This window comes from Leptothrix discophora (assembly GCF_030705305.1).
GTDB classification, from domain to species: Bacteria; Pseudomonadota; Gammaproteobacteria; order Burkholderiales; family Burkholderiaceae_C; genus Sphaerotilus; species Sphaerotilus discophorus.
Window position 1 is genome coordinate 532,105 of sequence record NZ_JAUZEE010000001.1, and the last position, 19,930, is coordinate 552,034.

The following is a 19,930-nucleotide window of genomic DNA, read 5'->3' on the forward strand; positions in this document are numbered from 1 at the left end:
CAGTCCGGCGCGATCGGCGCATGGGCTTGGTGCATGGGGAAAACCCGATGCCGTGCGTCAGCCGCGACCGACGAAGGGCATCTTGGTCGCCATGACGGTCGTGAACAGCACGTTGGCCGACAGCGGCAGGCGCGCCATCGTCATGAAGGTCTCGGTCACGGCCGACATGTCCATGCGCGCTTCCGGGCGGATGCTGCCGTCGGCCTGCAGGATGCCGGCGGCCATGCGCTCGGTCATCTCGCTGGCCACGTTGCCGATGTCGATCTGGCCGACCGCGATGTCGAAGGCCCGGCCGTCCAGCGCGGCCGACTTGGTCAGGCCGGTGATGGCGTGCTTGGTGGTCGTGTAGGCGATCGAGTTCGGGCGCGGCGCATGGGCCGAGATCGAGCCGTTGTTGATGATCCGTCCGCCCTGCGGCGACTGGGCACGCATCAGCGCGAAGGCGGCCGACAGGCAGTAGAAGGCGCCGTTGAGGTTGGTGTCGATCGAGCGCCGCCAGGCCGCGCCGTCGAGCAGGTCAGGGGTGCCGCCGGGCGGAAAGATGCCGGCGTTGTTGAACAGCAGGTCGAGCCGGCCGTGGCGGGCGCGGATGGCCTCGAACAGCGCGTTCACCGAGTCCTGGTTGCCGACATCGACGGCATGGGCCCAGGCGCGTGAGGCGCAACCGGGCTGCGCGGCATCGGCCTGGGCGATGGTGGCGTCCAGGCTGGCGACGGTGCGCCCGGCATGCACGACGGTCCAGCCTTCGTGCAGCAGGGCTTGCGCGCAGGCCTTGCCGATGCCGGAACCGGCGCCGGTGACGAGGGCGATGCGGGAGGGGGCAGGGGGCGTGGTCATGGTCGGTCGGGGCGGGTGGGAAGGTGGTTGGCCAGGGGCCGGAGCGGCGCATTTTGGCGCCCGTCCACACGCTGTGGTGCGTGCTAAGGTGCGCGCCGTTTTCGGACCGCGCCCCGGCGCGGTCAGCCACAGGAGCACGCATGACCGACACCCGCCACTTCACCCAGGTCCGCCTCGTGACCGGCCCGGACGGCTACGCCCGCTGGGAAGAAGCGCCGATCCCGCTGGACCAGGGCAAGCCGCAGGCGCGGTTGTCGGCGCTGATGGCCAGCGGCGGCTTCCAGCTGCGCGAGAGCCCGGTCGGCTTCCGCAGCGAGTTCCATTGCACCGGCGAGCCGCAGTGGCTGTTCGTGATCGGCGGGGCGATGGAGATCGGTCTGCAGGACGGCAGCTCGCGCGTCTTCCTGCCTGGCGACCACTTCTACTCGGCCGATGTCCTGCCCGCGGGCGCCACCTTCGACCCGAAGGTGCATGGCCACTGGAGCCGCCAGCTCGGCCAGCTGCCGCTGCGCACGCTGTTCGTGCGCGCCTGACGTCGCTCAGCCGGCCAGGTCGATCGGCGTGGCGTCCATGCCGACGTGTCGTTGCCACTGGCCGTCGACCAGCCGCTCGTGGGGGTTGAACTGGGCCTTGTAGGCCATCTTGCGGCTGGCCTCGATCCAGTAGCCGAGGTAGACATGCGGCAGGCCCAGCTCACGCGCCTGGGCGATCTGCCACATCACGTTGTAGGTGCCGTAGCTGGCATGGTCCTCGGGCGCGTAGAAGGTGTAGACCGCCGACAGGCCGTCGTTGAGCACGTCGAGGATGGACACCATCTTCAGCTCGCCGGGCGAGCTGTCGTCCGCCGGTGGCAAGCGGAACTCGACCAGCCGCGAGTTGACGCGGCTCTGCAGCAGGAACTGGGTGTACTGGTCGATCGAGTCCTGGTCCATGCCGCCGCCGGCATGGCGCTCGTTCTGGTAGCGCAGATAGAGCGCGTAATGCTCCGGCACGAAGCCCAGCCGCATCACCCGCGTGACCAGGTCGCCATGCTGCTTCCAGGCCCGGCGCTGGGCCCGGCGCGGCACGAAGTCGGCCACCGGCACGCGCAGCGGCACGCAGCGCTGGCAGCCGTCGCAATAGGGCCGGTAGGTGAACATGCCGCTGCGCCGGAAGCCGGCCGCCACCAGGCCCGAGTAGGTGTCGGCATTGATCAGGTGCGACGGCGTGGCGACCTGCGAGCGGGCCATGCGGTCGCTCAGGTAGCTGCAGGGATACGGCGCGGTGGCGTAGAACTGCAGCTGGGCCAGGGGCAGGTCGGTCGGGTGCGTCACGCGGTGTCGTTGGTAGACGTGATGAAGCCGGCGGGGCTGGTGCGCAGGTCGAGCCGCGACCAGTTCGCCGGATCATAGGACCAAGACTCCGGCGCTGGCAGGTCCACCACCGCGCTCAGGTGGCGCTCGAACCGCGCGCGGGGCAGGGGCGATGCGCCCATCGACGCGAGGTGCGCGGTCTCCTGCTGGCAGTCGATCCAGTCGATGCCGTGGGCTCGACAGAAAGCCACCAGCGCGGCCAGCGCGAACTTCGAGGCGTCGGTGCGGTGCGCGAACATCGATTCGCCGTAGAACATGCGGCCGATGTTCACGCCGTAGAGGCCGCCCACCAGTTCGCCGTCGACCCAGGTCTCGAAGGAATGGGCCCGACCGGCGCGGTGCATCCGGACATAGGCGTCGATCACCTCGTCGACGATCCAGGTGCCTTGCTGGCCCTCGCGCGGCGTGGCGCTGCAGTGGCGCATCACGCGCTCGAAGGCGCTGTCGACGCGGATCTCGCAACCCGGCGTGACCAGGAAGCGCTGCAACGCCTTGCGCAGCGAGCGGTGCAGGCGGAAGTTGGCGACCTGCAGGACCATGCGCGGGTCGGTGGTCCACCACAGCACCGGCTGGCCGGCGCTGTACCACGGGAAGATGCCCTGGCGATAGGCCAGCGTCAGGCGCGCCACGCCGAGCCGCCCGCCGGCGCACAGCAGGCCGGGTGCATCGCTGTCCGGGCCGAGCGCGGCGGAGGTCGGCGGGAAGGGCCAGATCAGCGGCGCCTGGCCGGCACCTTCCAGGTCGTCGTCCGGTTCGTCATCCGGTTCGTCATCAGGCAGCCACGGGATCACGGCGAACCGATCGGACCGGGCGCCATCAGCGCAGCTGCAGGTCTTCACCGCCCCAGCGGATGCCCAGCGGCTCGATGTCGAGCCGCTTCGGGCCGGCCTCGACCGTGCCGGCCACCCAGGCCTCGATGCCCTGGGCACGCGAGATCTCGACGCAGCGCTGGGCGTCGTCGGCGGCCACGTAGAGCGCGAAGCCGGCGCCCATGTTGAGCGTGCTGTAGGCCTCGCGGTCGTCCTGGCGGGCCTGCTCCTGGATGAACTTCAGCACCGGCGGCACGCTGGGCAGCGTGTGGATGCGGTAGCTCAGTTCGGCCGGGTGGCGCAGCAGCTTGCGCCAGCCGTGGCCGGTGACGTTGGCGCAGTAGTGCGGCGTGATGCCGGCCTTCCAGAGCGCCTCGGTGACGGGCGAATAGAGCGTGGTCGGGGCCAGCAGCGCGTCGCCGTAGCTCAGGCCGGGCGCGACCTCGGTCAGGTAGCCCTGCGGCAGGCGTTCGACCAGCTTGCGCGCCAGGCTCAGGCCATTGGCATGGATGCCGCTGGAGGCCAGCAGCACGATCGCGTCGCCGGGGCCGAGCCGGTCGCCCAGCGACAGGCGTTGTTTCGGGTTGACCAGGCCGGTGCAGGACGCGGCCAGGTCGACCCGGCCACTCTCGACGATGCCGGCCAGTGCGGGCGTCTCGCCACCGCCCCAGGCGACCTGGCAGACCTCGCAGGCCTTCTTCCAGCCGGCCACCAGGGCCTGGGCGCGCTGGGCGTCGCCGAACCAGTCCGAGCCGCCGGCGGCCCAGTAGGCCTGCACCACCAGCGGCGTCGCGCCAACGGTGATCAGGTCGTTGATCGCCATCGCGATGGTGTCCTGCGCGATCGCGTCGTAGCGGCTGACGCCGGTCAGGCGGGCCATCTCGTCGGCCACCAGGGTCTTGGTGCCCAGGCACTCGACGATCGAGGCGAGGTAGAACGGACCGACGTCGACCACGTAGGCCGATTCGCCGCGCGAGGCCAGGATCTCGCTGAAGCCGTGGTGCGCGAGCTGGCTCGCGGTGGAGGCCGCCGCGCGCTGCGCAGCGATCTTGAGCGGGTCGATCAGGTCGTAGTTGACGCCGGCCTGGTCGTAGCTCAGCGTGGTCGGGTTCGAGGACTGGGAGGCGTCGGCGTGGCCGTTCGTCGGTGCGGAATTCATGGGGCGGGATTATCGGCCAGCCAGCCTCCGTCGGGCTTCATGACGCGTCGGCCGGCCAGGGGCGAGGCCCCTAGAATCGCCGCCCATGTCCTACGTCGTCCTGGCCCGCAAGTACCGTCCACGCACCTTCTCGGAGATGGTCGGCCAGGGCCATGTCGTCCAGGCCCTCACCAACGCGCTGACGCAGCAGCGGCTGCACCATGCCTACCTCTTCACCGGGACGCGTGGCGTGGGCAAGACCACGGTCTCGCGCATCCTCGCCAAGAGCCTGAACTGCACCGGAACGGACGGCAACGGCGGCATCACCGCCACGCCCTGCGGCGTGTGCAGCGCCTGCCGCGACATCGATGCCGGCCGGCACGTCGACTACGTGGAACTGGACGCGGCCTCCAACCGCGGCGTCGACGAGATCAGCCAGCTGCTCGACCAGGCCGTCTACAAGCCGGTCGTCGGCCGCTACAAGGTGTACATGATCGACGAGGTGCATATGCTCTCGACGACCGCCTTCAACGCGATGCTGAAGACGCTGGAGGAGCCGCCCGAATATCTCAAGTTCGTGCTGGCCACGACCGACCCGCAGAAGGTGCCGGTCACCGTGCTGAGCCGTTGCCTGCAGTTCAACCTGCGGCCCATGGCCGGCGAGACGGTGGCCGAGCACCTGCAGGCGGTCCTCGGTGCCGAACAGGTGCCGTTCGAGGAAACCGCGCTGCGGCTGATCGCCCGTGCGGCGCACGGCTCCATGCGCGACGCCTTGTCGCTGACCGACCAGGCCATCGCCTATGCCGGCGGCGAGCTGGCCGAGGCGGCGGTGCGCCAGATGCTCGGCGCCGTCGACCGCACGCATGCCGTGCGCATCGTCGAGGCGCTGGGTGCCGCCGATGGCGCCGGATTGGTCGACGCGGTCGAGCGTCTGCGCGGCCTGGGCCTCTCGGCGGCTGGCCTGCTGGAGGAACTCTGCGACCTGGCGCAGCGCCTGGCGGTGATCCTGGCGGTGCCGCAGGCGCTGGACCCGGCCGATCCCGAGGCCGCCACGCTGCAGGCCCTGGTGCCGCTGCTGTCGGCCGACGAGCTGCAACTGCTCTACAGCATCGCGCTGCACGGACGTGCCGAACTGGCGCTGGCGCCGGACGAGTACAGCGGCCTGACCATGGTCCTGCTGCGCCTGCTGGCCTTTCGCCCCCAGGGTCGTGGCCCGGGCGTGACGCTGCCCGCCACGGCACCGGCCATCGTTCCCGCCGCAACTAGGCCGGCCCCGGCCGCTGCGCCGCAACGCGGTCTGCTGCGCCCGTCGAGCGGGTTCCGCGCGGCGCCCGTGGCACCGGCGTCGGTCCCGCCTGCGGTGGAGGCGCCGCCCTGGGCCGATCAGGCCGTGGCGGCGGTCGATGTGGTCGATGTGATTGAGGCGGTTGAGGTGCTTGAGCGCGCGGCAGCGAAGCCCGCAAACCACTCTGCAGCGGAAGCCCCGGAGGCGCGGTTGCAGCAGGCAACGTTGGCCGCCGACCCTTCGCCAGAAGCCCCTGCGACCGACGAGCCCAGCTGGGTCCGCGACGAGGTTGACGAGGTCGAACCCGCGACCATGGCTGTGCCGTCCGCGCGGGCCGCAAGGCCCTCGGACGAGGACAGCGCACCGAGCGACACGGCCGCATCGGACATGTCCCGCGTGGCCCGCCTCACCGACATCCGCACGCCGCAGCAGGACCGCTGGATGCAGGCCATCGAGGCCCTGTTCGAGCGTGGCAGCGTCGCCGGCCTGGTTCGCGAGCTGGCCTGGCAGGCCGAATGCATCGGCTGCGACGAGGTCGACGGCCAGACCGTCTGGCGACTGAAGGTCGAGCGCGAATCGTTGCGCCAGGCCAGCCACCGCGAGCGGCTCCAAGCCGCGCTGACGGCGCTGCTGGACCGGCCCCAGCGGCTCGAGGTCGATGCCGGCGTCGCCGTCGACAGCGCCGCTCGCCGCGACACCGCTGCCAGGGCCTTGCGCCAGGCGGCGGCCGAGGACCTGATCCACGCCGATCCGGTGGTGCGCCAGCTGCTGGCGAGCTTCCCGTCGGCGCGCATCGTGCCGGGCTCGATCCGGCCGCGTTGAACGCACGGGCCGGGCCGACCGGCGGCGGTTGCGCGATTCACCCTTTTCCCCGTCATTTCCGACACCGATCCACAAGACCCCCAAGAGGAAGCAACCATGCTCAAAGGACAACTCGCCGGCCTGATGAAGCAGGCCCAGGCCATGCAGGACAACCTCAAGAAGGCCCAGGACGAGCTCGCGCTGGTCGAGGTCGAGGGCCAGTCCGGCGCCGGCCTCGTCAAGGTCGTGATGACCTGCAAGCACGACGTCAAGCGCGTGGCCATCGACCCCAGCCTGTTGGCCGATGACAAGGACATGCTCGAGGACCTGGTCGCCGCCGCCTTCAACGACGCGGTGCGCCGCGCCGAGACGGTCAGCCAGGACAAGATGGGCAAGCTGACCGCCGGCATGCCGCTGCCCCCGGGCATGAAGTTCCCGTTCTGATCGCGATGTCCGGCAGGATCGGGATGACGGCAAGGGCGCTGCGGCGCGGGCTCATCGCATGAGCCCGTCCGGTCATCCCGTCGATGCGCTGGGTGCGCTGGTCGAGGCGCTCAAGCACCTGCCCGGCGTCGGCGCCAAGTCGGCCCAGCGCATGGCCTATCACCTGCTGCAGCACGACCGCCCGGCCGCGCAGCAGCTGGCCCATGCGCTGCAGACGGCGGTCTCGCAGGTGCGCCACTGCGCGCGCTGCCACACGTTCACCGAACAGCCGGTCTGCCTGACCTGCCTGGACCCGGCCCGCGATGCCCGCCAGCTCTGCGTCGTCGAGACACCGGCGGACCAGGCCGCGCTGGAGCGCACCGGCAGTTACCGGGGCCTGTACTTCGTGCTGATGGGCCGGCTCAGTCCGCTGGACGGCATCGGGGCCCAGGCCATCGGCCTGCCCGAGCTGATCGATCGCGTCTGGGACCGCGAGGGCGTGCCGGTCGAGGAAGTGATCGTCGCGACCAACTTCAACGCCGAAGGCGAGGTCACCGCCCACGTGATCGCCGAGGCGCTCAAGCCACGCGGCGTGCGGGTCACCCGGCTGGCGCGGGGCGTTCCTGTCGGCAGCGAACTCGAGTACGTCGACCTCGGCACCATCGCGCACGCCTTGAGCGAACGCCGCTGAGGGCGGCACGCCCGGCGATCGGGCGTCGATGCCGCGTCAGGGGCGTGCGTTGGCCAGCCGCAGGCTGGGGCTGCGCTGGCTCGCCGTCGCCTTCTTGCGTGCTGCGGTCGCGGGTTTGCCGGCACGCTGTGGCTTGCCGGTGGCTTCCGGCTTCCAGATCACGAGTTGCTGGCCGGCACTCAGGCGCGATTTCTCGGTGATGCGGTTCCATTGCGCCAGCTGCGCCGCGCTGACGCGATGGCGCTGCGCGAGTGTCGACACCGTGTCGCCCTTGCGGGCCTGGATCGCGACCTTGCGCAAGGCCGGACGGTCGGGTGCCAGCGCCATGTGCGCGTTGTCGGCGACATGCTCGGGCACGTCGGCCTCGCGCTGCGCGTGGCGCGGCACCAGCAGGGTCGAGCCGGCCTTGACCAGCATGCGCGGCGGGATGCGGTTGACATCGCGCAGCGTGGCCTCGGCGACGCCGACGCGGCGCGCGGCATCGGCCGGCTTCATCGTGCTCGGCACGACCCAGGCGGTCCAGCTCGCAAGCGGGCCCACGTGGGCGTCGAGGCGGCGCTTGAAGCCTTCGGCGTTGTCGTAGGGCAGCAGGATCTGGGGCGTGCCGGCAGCCAGGATCACCGGCTTGTTCATCGACGGGTTCAGCGCCTTGAAGTCGTCGATCGGCATGTCGGCCAGCAGGGCGGCCAGCGCGACATCGATGTCGCGGCGGATCGGCACGCCCATGAAGTAGGGGTGGTTTTCCAGTACCGGGAGCGTGAGTCCGTAGGCTTGCGGCTGCAGAACGATGTTCTTGACCGCCTGCAGCTTGGGCACGTAGTGGCGTGTCTCGGCCGGCATGCGCAGGCTGGCGTAGTCGGTCGGCAGGCCGGCCTTGCGGTTGCGGGCGATCGCGCGCCGCACGTTGCCCTCGCCCCAGTTGTAGGCCGCCAGCGCGAGCTGCCAGTCGTTGAACTCGGCCTTCAGGCGACCGAGGTAGTCGAGCGCGGCACGGGTCGAGGCCAGCACGTCACGTCGGTCGTCGCGGAAGGCGTTCTGCGTCAGGTCGAAGTCACGCCCGGTCGAGGGGATGAACTGCCACATGCCAGAGGCCTTGGCGGTCGACATGGCCTGTGGGTTGAAGGCGCTCTCGATGAACGGCAGCAGGGCCAGTTCGGTGGGCATGTTGCGGCGCTGGACCTCCTGCACGATGTGGAAGAGGTAGCGGCCGCCGCGTGTGGTCATGCGCTCGACGTAGTCCGGTCGCGCGGCATACCAGCGCTCGTGCTCGGCGACGAGGCCAGCCATCGATCCGGCCAGGTCGGGAATGCCGTAGCCGTCGCGCACCCGTTGCCAGAGGTCCTGACGCAGCAGGTCCTGGTCGACGACGAGCTGAGGGTCGATGTCGTCGATCGGCTGGCCCGCTGCATCGGCACCCGTCTCGGGCTCGGCCGGCAACGCGTTCGCGGCACCGGCAGGACCGGCCAGCACGCCGACTTCGACGTCCTTGTCGTTCCTGGCGACCTGCGGGTTTGCAGCCGGCACGGCCGAGGCCGCTGCCGCCACCGGACGAACCACCTCGGGCAGGCCCGGTACCGGCGCCAGGGGACCTTCGCGCGACGCCGGTGCGCGGCTCGACAGGGTGGTCAGCTGCGGTGGCGGCGGCGGCATGTCGCTGTCGGGCACCGGGACGGGGCCGGCGCACGCGCCCAGCAGCGCGGCGGCGAGTGTGGTGAGCAGCAGGGTTCCGGTCGCGGGCCGCCTGGCGGCAGGGCGTGTCGTGTTCACGTGGAGGGCTGTGGTCATCGGAATTCGTTCTTCCAGGCCCGGATCGTCGCCAGGACGGAGACCGGGTCGGCCGGGTTGGCGCCGCGTGTGGCGGCGCTGGCCATCACCTGCGGCTGGTCGCAGCGCAGGTAGGGATTGATCTGGCGTTCCAGCGCGATGTGGCTGGGCAGCGTGGGGACACGTTCATCGCGCAGGGACTCGCAGCGGGACTGGTGGGCCTGGATCGCCGGGTTGTCGGGCTCGACCGCGCGCGCGAAGCGCAGATTCGCCAGGGTGTATTCATGGGCGCAGCAGACCCGCGTGTCGCTGGGCAGGGCGGCCAGCCGGCCGAGCGAGGCGTGCATCTGCGCGGGCGTGCCCTCGAACAGCCGGCCGCAGCCGGCCGAGAACAGGGTGTCGCCGCAGAACAGGATGGGCGGCTGGCCGTCGCGGGCTGGCACCACGTAGGCGACATGGCCGGCGGTGTGGCCGGGCACGTCGATGACATCGATGGCCAGGCCGCCGAGTGCGTCGATGCGAACGAGGTCGCCGTCGCTCACACGGGTGACCTCGACCGGGAGGGACTCCCTGGCCGGTCCCCACACCGGAGCCGGGTTCGAGGCCAGCAAGGCGCAGACGCCGCCGACGTGATCGCCGTGGTGGTGCGTCACTAGAATCGCCGCGAGTTCGAGGCTGTGCCGCTCGAGCGCAGCTCGCACCGGCTCGGCATCACCCGGGTCGACCACGAGGGCCTGATGGCCGTCGTGGAGCATCCAGATGTAGTTGTCGTCGAAGGCGGGTAGCGCGACCAGATTCATGGCAAAAGAGTCCTCGATTATAGGGATTGACCATTGGCTGACGACCCCGCCGGGGCGCTACCTGGTGGCCTGGGAGCAGGCCCGCCTGGACCTGCTGGTCAGCAACCTCTTTGGCTATCACGCGGTGCAGCTGGGCTGGCCGGCCCTGCAGGGCCTGCGCTGCAACCGGATGTCGCACCGCTGGCTGGTGACCGACGGCAGCGGCGACCTCGGGCTGGCCGCACGGGCGCCCGAGCCGGTCGACGAGACCGCGATCTTCCCACCGAGCCCGCTGCCGTTGTCGGTGCTGGCCGAATACGACGCGCTGCCCTTCCCGAGCAACAGCCTGGACCTGGTCGTGCTGCCGCACACGCTCGAACTGGCGGCCGACCCGCACGAGACCTTGCGCGAGGTCGAGCGGGTGTTGATGCCCGAAGGCCGCGTGATCATCCTGGGCTTCAACCCGGCCAGCCTGTGGGGCGCCTACAAGGCCGGCACCGACGTGGCCGCGCGTGTGGGCTGGATGCAGCCGTCGGTGCCCGGCGGCACCGAGCTGATCGGCTGGCGTCGGCTGCGCGACTGGCTGCGCCTGCTCGGCTTCGAGCACGAAGGCGGCCAGTTCGGCTGCTGGCGACCGCCGCTGGCCAGTTCGACCTGGCTGGAGCGCACCGCCTGGCTCGACCAGGCCGGTGCGCGCTGGTGGCCGGTGCTGGGCTCGGCCTACGTGATGGTGGCGGTCAAGCGGGTGCGGGCGATGCGGCTGGTCGGCAAGGCCTGGAAGCGCAAGGCCGCCAGCCAGACCGCAAGCCAGACCGCGCCGGCTGCCGTGGCCTCGCGCCACGGTGGGGCGGGCAACGGCCGCTGCTGAATCGACCGGCGCGGCAACCGGGCCGGCGCCCGATCGGCTCGATCGGCTCGACCGATACTCGCGGGCCTGCTTGCTGACGACGCCCGAGATGTCCACTTCACCTTCTTCGCAGACTTCACCGTCCCCCGACACGTCCACCGCGACCCGACCGGCCGCACCCGCCATCGCCCTGCCGGAGGTCGTCGTCTACACCGACGGTGCCTGCAAGGGCAATCCCGGGCCGGGTGGCTGGGGTGCCTGGCTGGTCAGCGGCGGTCACGAGAAGGAACTGTGGGGCGGCGAGGCCGGCACGACCAACAACCGCATGGAGCTGACCGCCGTGATCGAGGCGCTGGCCAGCCTCAAGCGCACCTGCCGCATCACCGTCTACACCGACAGCGAGTACGTGAAGAACGGCATCACCACCTGGATCCATGGCTGGAAGTCGCGCGGCTGGTTGACCTCGGACCGCAAGCCGGTGAAGAACGTCGACCTGTGGAAGCGACTGGACGGCCTGGCCGCGCTGCACCGCGTCGAATGGCGCTGGGTGCGCGGCCACAACGGCGATCCGGGCAACGAACGCGCCGACGCGCTGGCCAACCGCGGCGTTGACAGCGCCCGGCGCAGCTGACGCCGGTCGCCTGCGTCTGTTCGTGGCGCCTGCGAGACGGGCCATGTTGCAGATGTCGTGCAAGCCCCGGTGCGGCGCGTCATGCGTGCCCGTGACAATCCATCCCTCGTGCGCCGACGGACCGACCGCGGCCGCCACCGATTCCCATCAGGATCCACGCCCGTGAAGATCACGCAAAAAGCTCTCGCCATCGCCGGCCTGGTCGTCTTGCTCGGAGCCGCCTACTGGGTCCAGAACCGTGGCGGCGCAACGGGCTCGAACAGTGCCGATGCGAGCGCCGCAGGCGCATCGTCCGCTGGAGGCGGAGCCAGCAGCAGCGCGGCCGGGGGGGCCGGCGGATCAGCCGGCGGATCTGCTGGCCGACGCGGCGAAGGCGGGCCGGCGCCGGTCGAGGTCGCCAAGGTCGAGCAGCGCCGGCTCGAGGACGAGGTCCACGCGGTCGGCAGCATGCGTTCGAACCAGAGCGTCACCTTGCGTCCGGAGGTGGCCGGTCGCATCGTCGCCCTGAACTTCCGCGATGGCCAGCGCGTGCGCCGCGGCGAGCTGATGGTGCAGCTCGACGACAGCCTGCAGCAGGCCCAGCTGGCCCAGGCCAAGGCCCAGTCGGGCATCGCGGCCACCAACCTGCAGCGCAGCCGGGACCTGGCGGCGCAGAATTTCCTCAGCCCCAGCGCGGTCGACCAGGCCGCCGCCAGCCTCGCGGTGGCCGAGGCCCAGGTCAAGCTGGCCGAGGCCCAGGTCGGCCGCATGCGCATCCTGGCGCCCTTCGATGCGGTGACCGGCATCCGGCTGGTGAACGTCGGCGACTACCTCAAGGACGGCGCCGACATCGTCGGCCTGGAGGACACCAGCCGCATGCTCCTGGACTTCCGCCTGCCCGAGCGCGTGCTGGGCAGGCTCCGGGCCGGTGCCGCGATCGAGGCCGAGTTCGACGCGCTGCCTGACCAGACCTTCAAGGGCCAGGTCGAGGTCGTCGATGCCCAGGTCGACGCCAACGGACGCGCGCTGCTGGTGCGGGCCCGGCTCGCAAACCCGGGCCAGGTCCTCAAGTCCGGCATGTTCGCGCGCGTGCGCACCGTGATGGCCGTGCGCGAGAAGGCGATCGTCGTGCCCGAGGAAGCGCTCGTGCCGCAAGGCAACAAGCAGTTCGTCTTCAAGGTCGAGCCCGCCGAGAAGGGCCAGCAGGCCCGTCGCGTCGAGGTTCAGATTGGCATGCGCCTGCCCGGCATCGTCGAGATCAAGGGCGACGTGCAGCCCGGCGACTCGGTCGTGACCGCCGGGCAGTCGCGGCTGGGCCGTGGTGATGCGCCGGCGCCGGTGCGCCTGGTCGACCTGTCCAGGCCGGGTGGCGCGCGGGGTGCGGCCGGCGCGGCATCCGGAGCGGCATCCGGCGCGGCCTCGGGCGCGGCCGGCAAGGCCGCCAGCGGCAACGTCGCGGCTGAGGTCGCCAAGGTTCCCTGAGACGGCTTCGCAGCCCCACCACGCAGGAGCGCGCCATGCGTCTGTCCGAAATCTCGATCCGCCGCCCCGTTTTCGCGACCGTGATGTCGCTGATGCTGATCCTCGTCGGCGTGGTCTCGTACAGCCGGCTGCAGGTGCGCGAGTACCCGCGCATCGATGAGCCGGTCGTCACCGTCCGGACCAAGCTCACCGGCGCGTCGGCCGAGGTGATCGAGTCGCAGGTCAGCAAGCCGCTGGAGGACTCGATCGCGGGGATCGACGGCGTCGACATCGTGACCTCGATCTCGCGTGCGGAGCAAAGCCAGATCACGGTGCGCTTCAAGCTCGAGAAGAACCCCGATGACGCGGCCGCCGACGTGCGCGACCGGGTCTCGCGGGTGCGCGGCCGGTTGCCCGACGCCATCGACGAGCCGGTCATCGCCAAGGTCGAGGCCGACGCCACGCCGACCATCTTCCTGGCCTTCAGCAGCGAGACGCTGACCGCGCTGCAGATGACCGACGTGATCAACCGCGTCGTCAAGCCGCGCCTGCAGACCGTGCCCGGCGTGGCCGACGTGCAGATCAACGGCGACCGCACCTACGCGATGCGGATCTGGCTCGACCCGGACCGACTGGCCGCCTACCGCCTGACCACGCAGGACGTCGAGGACGCGCTGCGGCGCCAGAACCTGGAGGTGCCGGCCGGGCGCATCGAGAGCCGCCAGCGCGAGTTCAACGTGACCTCGCGCACCGACCTCAACACCGAGGCCCAGTTCGGCGAGGTCGCGCTCAAGGCGGTCAACGGCTACACCGTGCGGCTGCGTGACGTCGCCCGCATCGAGCAGGGACCGGCCAGCGAGCGTTCGATCGTGCGGCTGAACGGACAGCTCGCGATATCGACCGGCGTGGTGCGCCAGGCGACGGCCAACCCGCTCGAGGTCTCGGCCGCCGTGCGGGCCATGATGCCGCGCCTGCAGCAGGACCTGCCGGCCGACCTCAAGGTCCTGGTGGCCAACGACAACGCCGTGTTCATCGACCGTTCCGTCGATTCGGTCTATCGCACCATCGCCGAGGCGGTGGTGCTGGTCGCGCTGGTGGTGTTCGTCTTCCTGCGCCACCTGCGTGCGGCCGTGATCCCGCTGGTCACGATCCCGGTCAGCCTGATCGGCGCCTTCGCGCTGATGGCCTCGGCCGGCTTCACGATCAACACCTTGACGCTGCTGTCGCTGGTGCTGGCCATCGGCCTGGTGGTGGACGACGCGATCGTCGTGCTGGAGAACATCTTCCGCCACGTCGAGGAGGGCCTGGCACCGTTCCAGGCGGCACTGAAGGGCGCCAAGGAGATCGGCTTCGCGGTGGTGGCGATGACGATGACGCTGGCGGCCGTCTACGCCCCGCTGGCCTTCACGCCTGGCCGCACCGGCCGGCTGTTCGTGGAGTTCGCGCTGACGCTGGCCGGCGCGGTGATCGTCTCGGGCTTCGTCGCGCTGACGCTGACGCCGATGATGTGCAGCGTGCTGCTGCGCCACGAGCCCAAGCCCAACGTGTTCGACCGCGTGATCGAGGCCGGCCTGGACCGCCTGACCCGGGGCTATGCCGGCGCGCTGCGCTTCGTGCTGCACCAGCGCTGGATCGTGATGCTGGTCATGGTCGCCTCGGCCGGTGGCAGCTGGTGGCTGTTCAAGAACGCCAAGAGCGAGCTCGCGCCGATGGAGGACCGCGGCGTGATCATCACCAACATCAGCGCCCCGGACGGATCGACGCTGGCCTACACCGGCCGCTATGCCCGCGCGATCGAGCGCATCGCCGAGCAATACCCCGAGCTGGACCGCAACTTCGTCATCACCGGCAACCCGACGGTGGCGCAGGCCACCGCGATCCTGCGCACCGTCGACTGGTCCGAGCGCAACCGCACGACCCAGGAGATCGCGCGTGCGCTGCAGCCGCAGTTCGCCAGCCTGCCCGGCGTCACGGCCTTCCCGATCACGCCGCCCAGCCTGGGCCAGGGCTTCCGCGAGCGTTCGGTCAACTTCGTCGTCGTGACCAACGACAGCTACGCCAACCTGTCGCGCGTGAGCCAGCAGATCCTGGCCGAGATGGGCAAGAACCCCGGCATCGTCCAGCCCGACAGCGACCTTCGACTCAACAAGCCGGAGATCCTGATGGAAGTCGACCGCGACCGCGCGGCCGATGCCGGCGTGTCGGTGGATCAGGTGGCGCGCACGGTCGAGACCATGCTCGGCGGCCGGGCGGTGACCCGCTACAAGCGCGACGCCGACCAGTTCGACGTGCTGGTGCAGACCAGCGCCACCGGCCGCACCACGCCGGAGGACATCGAGCGCCTGTTCGTGCGTGGTCGCAACGACGCGATGGTGCCGCTGTCGTCGCTGGTCAAGGTGCGCGAGTCGGTCAGCCCGCGTGAACTGAACCACTTCAACCAGCGCCGATCGGTCTCGATCACGGCCAACCTCGCGCCCGGCTATTCGCTCGGCGAGGCGCTGACCTTCATGGACGAGACCGCGCGCAAGATCCTGCCGCCTGGCTACACGACCGAACTGAACGGCGTGAGCCGCGAGTTCCGAGCCTCCAGCGGTGCGCTCGGCCTGGTCTTCGTGCTCGCGCTGCTGTTCATCTTCCTGGTGCTGTCGGCACAGTTCGAGAGCTTCATCGATCCCTTCATCATCATGCTGGCGGTGCCGCTGTCGATGGTCGGTGCGCTGGCCGCGCTGCAGTGGAGCGGCGGCACGCTGAACGTCTATTCGCAGATCGGCCTGATCACGCTGGTCGGCCTGATCACCAAGCACGGCATCCTGATCGTGGAGTTCAGCAACCAGCTGCGCCAGCAGGGCAAGGCGGTCGTCGAGGCCACGCTGGAAGCGGCCACGCTGCGCCTGCGTCCCATCCTGATGACCACCGGCGCGATGGTGCTGGGTGCGCTGCCGTTGGCCCTGGCCAAGGGCGCCGGCGCCGAGAGCCGACAGCAGATCGGCTGGGTCATCGTCGGCGGCATGACGGTGGGCACGCTGCTGACGCTGTTCGTCGTGCCGACGGTCTACACGCTGCTGGCGCGCAAGGCGGTGCCCGGCGAGAAGACCACGCCGGAGTCGACCGAGCTGCCTGCGGCCGCGCACTGAGCGACGCCACGGCCCGGAAACAGGACGGCGCACCCGGGGGTGCGCCGTCCGTGCTGCAGGGGATGTCGGCTCAGCGGGCCGGTGAGCCCGCCGGACGGGTCCTGTAGAAGGTCATCGGCACGCCTTCGGCCAGGCGCTGGCCCTCCTCGCGGCGGGCCTGGCTCAGCACGTTGGGCTTCATGCGGCCGACGACGTGCATCTCGCAGGGCTTGCAGTCGAAGCGCAGCGTCAGCACCTCGTCGCCGTGGCGGATCGTCATCGGCTCGGCCCGCACCGTGCCCTGCACGCCCTGGATGCCCTTGGCCTGCTTCGGGCACAGGCTCAGTGACCAGCGCACGCAGTGCTTGGTGATCATCAGGCTGGCCTCGCCGAGTTCCTCGTGGCTTTCGTAGGCCGCATCGATCACCCGCACGCCGTGGCGGGCGTAGAAGTCGTGCGCCTTCTGGTTGTAGACGTTGGCCAGGTAGCTCAGCGTGTCGTCGGGATAGGGCGCGGGCGGCTCGACCGCGGCATCGCGCGGCAGCGGCTGCAGGGCGGCCAGGCGGACGGCGTCGAGCGCCTCGACCGCCGCGCGGCGCAGCGCGTTGAGCGCGCTGGCCGGCACGAACCAGGGTTGCGCGCAGGCGATGCGGATCTGGTGCGCGGCATAGATCGTCGCGCCGAGCTTGCCCAGTTGCTCGCGCAGCACCGATTCGGCCCGTGCCAGGTCGCGCGGTGGCTGGCGTTCGACCGCCAGCGTGGCGACGGCCTCGTGGCCGGCCTCGTCGGTCAGCGTCAGGGCCAGTCCGTGGTCGCGGTCGGCAAGCGTCATCCACAGGCCGATGCGACGCTCGGCCGAAGGCTTGTCCAGCAGGCGGTCCCAGGCCATGTCGCGGTTGCGCCGCAGCGCCACGTCGCGGCGCAGGTCCTTGTAGGACGGCAGCGGGTCCTTGGGAACGACGCGCCACACGCGCCGCGCCGCATCGGTCGATTCGGCCGTGTTGATCGGCAATCCGACCAGTTCGCCCTGCAGGTCCTGGTAGGTCAGGGCGTCGTTGTTGTTGAGCGGGCTGACGCCCTCGTCGAGCTGGACCTCGAGATGGTCCTTGCCGACCCGGGTGACCCAGCCCAGCGGTAGCCCGGCATGCTTGGGCGTGTCGAAGGCGCCGATGTCCATCTGCCGGCCGTTGACGAAGTAGTCGGTCGAGCCGCGGTTGAAGTTGCGGTCCGGGTCGGGCGTGAAGGTGTAGCGGCAATGGCCGTGCGAGGTGCGGGCCAGCTCGTGCCGCTGCGCCAGCAGCGCATCGAGCAGCTGGCGGTAGTGCGCCGTGATGTTCTTGACGTAGCCGAGGTCCTTGTAGCGGCCCTCGATCTTGAAGCTGCGGATGCCGGCATCGACCAGTGCTGCCAGGTTGGCGCTCTGGTTGTTGTCCTTCATCGACAGCACGTGCTGCTCATGCGCGACGATGCGGCCCTGCGTGTCGGTCACGGTGTAGGGCAGGCGACAGGCCTGGGAGCAGTCACCGCGGTTGGCACTGCGGCCGTTGTGGGCGTGGCTCACGTAGCACTGGCCGCTGTAGGCCACGCACAGCGCGCCGTGCACGAAGAATTCCAGCGTCGCGCGCGGCACCTGGTCGGCGATGGCGCGGATCTGGCCCAGGTCCAGCTCGCGCGCCAGCACCATCTGCGAGAAGCCGACGTGCTGCAGGAAGCGCGCCTTCTCGACCGTGCGGATGTCGGTCTGCGTGCTCGCATGCAGCTGGATCGGCGGCAGGTCCAGTTCCAGCAGGCCCATGTCCTGCACGATCAGCGCGTCCACGCCGGCATCGTGCAACTGGTGGATCAGCCGGCGTGCCGGTTCCAGCTCGTCGTCGCGCAGGATGGTGTTGAGCGTGACGAAGATGCGCGCGTGGTAGCGGTGCGCATGGGCCACCAGCCGGGCGATGTCGGCCACGCTGTTGCCGGCGTTGTGGCGCGCACCGAAGTCCGGCCCGCCGATGTAGACCGCATCCGCGCCGTGGTTGACGGCCTCGATGCCGATGTCGGCGTCGCGGGCCGGCGCGAGCAGCTCCAGCTCGTGGGTGCGGGTGCGGATCGCGGCCCCGCGCGGTGCGGTCGTTGGCTTCACTTGGTCCAGCCGTCCTTGAGTCCGGTGATGCGGTTGATCACCGGACTCTCGGCGCGGTGGTCGAGGCGGTCGGTGACGAAGTAGCCGTGGCGCTCGAACTGGAAGCGCTGGTCCGCCGCCAGGTCGCGCAGCGAAGGTTCGAGGTAGCCGGTGGTCACGCGGCAGCTCGCCGGGTTCAGGGCTTCCAGGAAGTTCTTGCCGCCGGCATCGGGCTGCGGGTCGCTGAACAGGCGGTCGTACAGCCGCAGCTCGGCAGCCACGCCGTCGTGGACGCCGACCCAGGTGATGACGCCCTTCACCTTGACGCTGTCGGCACCCGGCGTGCCGCTCTTGGTGTCGGGCACGACGCGGGCGAGCACGGCGCTGACCTGGCCGTCGGCATCGCGCTCGGCGCCGGTGCACTCGATCACATAGCCGTACTTGAGGCGCACCTTGTTGCCGGGGAAGAGGCGGAAGAAGCCCTTGGGCGGCTGCTCGGCATAGTCGTCGCGCTCGATCCAGACCTCGCGGCCCAGGCCGAACTGGCGCTGGCCGAGTTCGGGGCGCTGCGGGTGCGCCGGGGCGCTGCAGGCCTCGGTGTGATCGTCGCTGCCGAAGACCTCGGCCCAGTTCGTCAGCACCAGCTTGACCGGATCGATCACGGCCATGGCACGCGCGGCCTTGCCTTCGAGGTCGTCGCGCAGCGCGATGTCCAGCCAGCTGTAGTCGATCCAGCTGTTGGCCTTGCTCGCGCCGGTGCGCTCGGCCAGCAGCTGCAGGCTTTCGGGCGTGTAGCCGCGCCGGCGCAGGCCGACGATGGTGGGCATGCGCGGGTCATCCCAGCCGCTCACATGGCCCTCGTCGACCAGCTGCTTGAGCTTGCGCTTGCTGGTGATGATGTAGGTCATGTTCAGCCGCGCGAACTCGTACTGCTTCGGCAGCGGCTGGGCCAGCAGGCCGCCTTCGGCCAGGCGTTCGAGCAGCCAGTCGTAGAAGGGCCGCTGGTCCTCGAACTCCAGCGTGCAGATCGAGTGCGTGATCTGCTCCAGCGCGTCCTCGATCGGATGCGCGAAGGTGTACATCGGGTAGATGCACCAGGCGTTGCCGGTGGCGTGGTGCTCGGCGTGCTTGATGCGGTAGAGGGCCGGGTCGCGCAGGTTGATGTTGGGCGAGGCCATGTCGATCTTCGCGCGCAGCACCATCGCGCCGTCGGCATGGCGGCCCTCGCGCATCTCGCGGAAGCGGGCCAGGTTGTCGGCCGGGCTGCGACTGCGGTAGGGGCTGTCGGTGCCGGGCGTGGTGAAGTCGCCGCGGTTGCGCCGCATCTCCTCGGGCGTCTGCTCATCGACGTAGGCCAGGCCGCGCTCGATCAGGTGCTCGGCCGCGCGGTACATGAAGTCGAAGTAGCGGCTGGCGTAGTAGAGGTGGCTGCGGGTCTGGTCCGGCGAGGCCGGATCGGCCGCGTCCCAGCCGAAGCCGAGCCAGCGCACCGCGTCGAGGATGCCGTCGACGTATTCCTGCTCTTCCTTCTCCGGGTTGGTGTCGTCGAAGCGCATGTGGCAGACGCCACCGTAGTCGCGCGCCAGGCCGAAGTTCAGGCAGATGCTCTTGGCATGGCCAATGTGCAGGTAGCCGTTCGGCTCGGGCGGGAAACGGGTGCGCACGCGCGCTGCGTCCAGCGGGCCGGCGGCATGGTGGGCCGCGTCACCGGGCGTGCCGGCGAAGTGGCGCTGGGCGTAGGTGCCGGCCTCAAGGTCGCGCTCGATGATCGTGCGCAGGAAGTTGGCGGGCTTGACGGCGGCCGAGGCGGCGTCGCTGAAGGGTGCGCTCATGCGGGCTTTGGGTCTGGTTGGGGGTTCGCGGCCAGGCCCCGCGCCAGGGGCGGGCGAGGGCGCTTCGTGGCGCGAACGGAT

General features: G+C 70.4%; 16 protein-coding genes. 8 read left to right on the forward strand and 8 right to left on the reverse strand.

The window, feature by feature from the left end; all coding sequences use genetic code 11:
• Positions 1 to 57 precede the first annotated feature (57 nt).
• Complete coding sequence (locus tag Q8X39_RS02380; protein WP_305748021.1) at positions 58 to 837, reverse strand: SDR family oxidoreductase; 780 nt, start codon at positions 835 to 837, stop codon at positions 58 to 60.
• Positions 838 to 977: 140 nt separating this feature from the next.
• Here Q8X39_RS02380 and Q8X39_RS02385 point away from each other — a divergent pair, with 140 nt between their 5' ends.
• Positions 978 to 1,370: a cupin domain-containing protein gene (locus tag Q8X39_RS02385; protein ID WP_305748022.1), complete on the forward strand. Its 393-nt coding sequence runs from the start codon at positions 978 to 980 to the stop codon at positions 1,368 to 1,370.
• 6 nt (positions 1,371 to 1,376) lie between these two features.
• Here the strand turns inward: Q8X39_RS02385 and Q8X39_RS02390 are convergent, their stop codons facing one another.
• From Q8X39_RS02390 to Q8X39_RS02400, 3 genes are all read right to left on the reverse strand, one after another.
• A complete protein-coding gene (locus tag Q8X39_RS02390) occupies positions 1,377 to 2,150 on the reverse strand; it encodes an arginyltransferase (protein WP_305748023.1) in 774 nt (257 codons plus the stop codon).
• Complete coding sequence (gene aat, locus Q8X39_RS02395; RefSeq protein ID WP_407067956.1) at positions 2,147 to 2,929, reverse strand: leucyl/phenylalanyl-tRNA--protein transferase; 783 nt, start codon at positions 2,927 to 2,929, stop codon at positions 2,147 to 2,149. The genes Q8X39_RS02390 and aat overlap by 4 nt, the downstream gene beginning before the upstream one ends.
• 76 nt (positions 2,930 to 3,005) lie before the next feature.
• Entirely contained in the window at positions 3,006 to 4,157 is a 1,152-nt protein-coding gene (locus Q8X39_RS02400) for an AIR synthase-related protein (RefSeq protein ID WP_305748024.1), read from the reverse strand.
• 85 nt (positions 4,158 to 4,242) lie between these two features.
• On the opposite strand from Q8X39_RS02400, the gene dnaX reads away from it, so the two are divergent.
• From dnaX to recR, 3 genes are all read left to right on the forward strand, one after another.
• Positions 4,243 to 6,243 (forward strand): DNA polymerase III subunit gamma/tau, encoded by a 2,001-nt coding sequence (gene dnaX, locus Q8X39_RS02405; RefSeq protein WP_305748025.1) that lies wholly within the window; start codon positions 4,243 to 4,245, stop codon positions 6,241 to 6,243.
• A gap of 96 nt (positions 6,244 to 6,339) precedes the next feature.
• A complete protein-coding gene (locus tag Q8X39_RS02410) occupies positions 6,340 to 6,666 on the forward strand; it encodes a YbaB/EbfC family nucleoid-associated protein (protein WP_305748026.1) in 327 nt (108 codons plus the stop codon).
• Between the two features lie 58 nt (positions 6,667 to 6,724).
• Positions 6,725 to 7,336, forward strand: a complete 612-nt coding sequence (recR, locus tag Q8X39_RS02415) for a recombination mediator RecR (RefSeq protein ID WP_305748027.1) — start codon at positions 6,725 to 6,727, stop codon at positions 7,334 to 7,336.
• A 36-nt stretch (positions 7,337 to 7,372) separates the two neighbouring features.
• Here recR and Q8X39_RS02420 read toward each other — a convergent pair whose 3' ends face one another.
• Both Q8X39_RS02420 and gloB read right to left on the reverse strand, forming a co-directional pair.
• Positions 7,373 to 8,986: a transglycosylase SLT domain-containing protein gene (locus Q8X39_RS02420; RefSeq protein ID WP_305748262.1), complete on the reverse strand. Its 1,614-nt coding sequence runs from the start codon at positions 8,984 to 8,986 to the stop codon at positions 7,373 to 7,375.
• 131 nt (positions 8,987 to 9,117) lie between these two features.
• Positions 9,118 to 9,900 (reverse strand): hydroxyacylglutathione hydrolase, encoded by a 783-nt coding sequence (gene gloB / locus Q8X39_RS02425; RefSeq protein WP_305748028.1) that lies wholly within the window; start codon positions 9,898 to 9,900, stop codon positions 9,118 to 9,120.
• Here gloB and Q8X39_RS02430 point away from each other — a divergent pair.
• From Q8X39_RS02430 to Q8X39_RS02445, 4 genes are all read left to right on the forward strand, one after another.
• Positions 9,899 to 10,747, forward strand: a complete 849-nt coding sequence (locus Q8X39_RS02430) for a class I SAM-dependent methyltransferase (RefSeq protein ID WP_305748029.1) — start codon at positions 9,899 to 9,901, stop codon at positions 10,745 to 10,747. The genes gloB and Q8X39_RS02430 overlap by 2 nt on opposite strands.
• A gap of 169 nt (positions 10,748 to 10,916) precedes the next feature.
• Positions 10,917 to 11,357 carry a ribonuclease HI gene (gene rnhA, locus Q8X39_RS02435; protein ID WP_305748263.1) on the forward strand — a complete coding sequence of 147 codons (441 nt, stop codon included), beginning with the start codon at positions 10,917 to 10,919 and terminating at the stop codon, positions 11,355 to 11,357.
• 162 nt (positions 11,358 to 11,519) lie between these two features.
• Positions 11,520 to 12,818, forward strand: coding sequence for an efflux RND transporter periplasmic adaptor subunit (locus Q8X39_RS02440; protein WP_305748030.1), 1,299 nt, complete (start codon positions 11,520 to 11,522; stop codon positions 12,816 to 12,818).
• 35 nt (positions 12,819 to 12,853) lie between these two features.
• The gene (locus Q8X39_RS02445) at positions 12,854 to 15,931 is read left to right on the forward strand and encodes an efflux RND transporter permease subunit (protein ID WP_305748031.1); all 3,078 of its coding nucleotides are present in this window, start codon (positions 12,854 to 12,856) and stop codon (positions 15,929 to 15,931) included.
• 70 nt (positions 15,932 to 16,001) lie between these two features.
• On the opposite strand, the gene Q8X39_RS02450 is transcribed toward Q8X39_RS02445, so the two are convergent.
• Both Q8X39_RS02450 and Q8X39_RS02455 read right to left on the reverse strand, forming a co-directional pair.
• Entirely contained in the window at positions 16,002 to 18,005 is a 2,004-nt protein-coding gene (locus Q8X39_RS02450; RefSeq protein WP_407067957.1) for a peptidase U32 family protein, read from the reverse strand.
• 29 nt (positions 18,006 to 18,034) lie between these two features.
• Complete coding sequence (locus Q8X39_RS02455; protein WP_305748033.1) at positions 18,035 to 19,849, reverse strand: glutamine--tRNA ligase/YqeY domain fusion protein; 1,815 nt, start codon at positions 19,847 to 19,849, stop codon at positions 18,035 to 18,037.
• Between the last annotated feature and the right edge of the window lie 81 nt (positions 19,850 to 19,930).

What these genes read in the sequence shown, in the direction of transcription:
- Q8X39_RS02455 (WP_305748033.1), bottom strand. Translation starts at nt 19,849, where the DNA reads ATGAGCGCACCCTTCAGCGACGCCGCCTCGGCCGCCGTCAAGCCCGCC.
- gloB (WP_305748028.1), bottom strand. Translation starts at nt 9,900, where the DNA reads ATGAATCTGGTCGCGCTACCCGCCTTCGACGACAACTACATCTGGATG.
- Q8X39_RS02410 (WP_305748026.1), top strand. Translation starts at nt 6,340, where the DNA reads ATGCTCAAAGGACAACTCGCCGGCCTGATGAAGCAGGCCCAGGCCATG.
- Q8X39_RS02380 (WP_305748021.1), bottom strand. Translation starts at nt 837, where the DNA reads ATGACCACGCCCCCTGCCCCCTCCCGCATCGCCCTCGTCACCGGCGCC.
- Q8X39_RS02445 (WP_305748031.1), top strand. Translation starts at nt 12,854, where the DNA reads ATGCGTCTGTCCGAAATCTCGATCCGCCGCCCCGTTTTCGCGACCGTG.
- Q8X39_RS02430 (WP_305748029.1), top strand. Translation starts at nt 9,899, where the DNA reads ATGGCAAAAGAGTCCTCGATTATAGGGATTGACCATTGGCTGACGACC.
- recR (WP_305748027.1), top strand. Translation starts at nt 6,725, where the DNA reads ATGAGCCCGTCCGGTCATCCCGTCGATGCGCTGGGTGCGCTGGTCGAG.
- dnaX (WP_305748025.1), top strand. Translation starts at nt 4,243, where the DNA reads ATGTCCTACGTCGTCCTGGCCCGCAAGTACCGTCCACGCACCTTCTCG.
- Q8X39_RS02400 (WP_305748024.1), bottom strand. Translation starts at nt 4,157, where the DNA reads ATGAATTCCGCACCGACGAACGGCCACGCCGACGCCTCCCAGTCCTCG.
- Q8X39_RS02420 (WP_305748262.1), bottom strand. Translation starts at nt 8,986, where the DNA reads ATGCCGCCGCCGCCACCGCAGCTGACCACCCTGTCGAGCCGCGCACCG.
- Q8X39_RS02385 (WP_305748022.1), top strand. Translation starts at nt 978, where the DNA reads ATGACCGACACCCGCCACTTCACCCAGGTCCGCCTCGTGACCGGCCCG.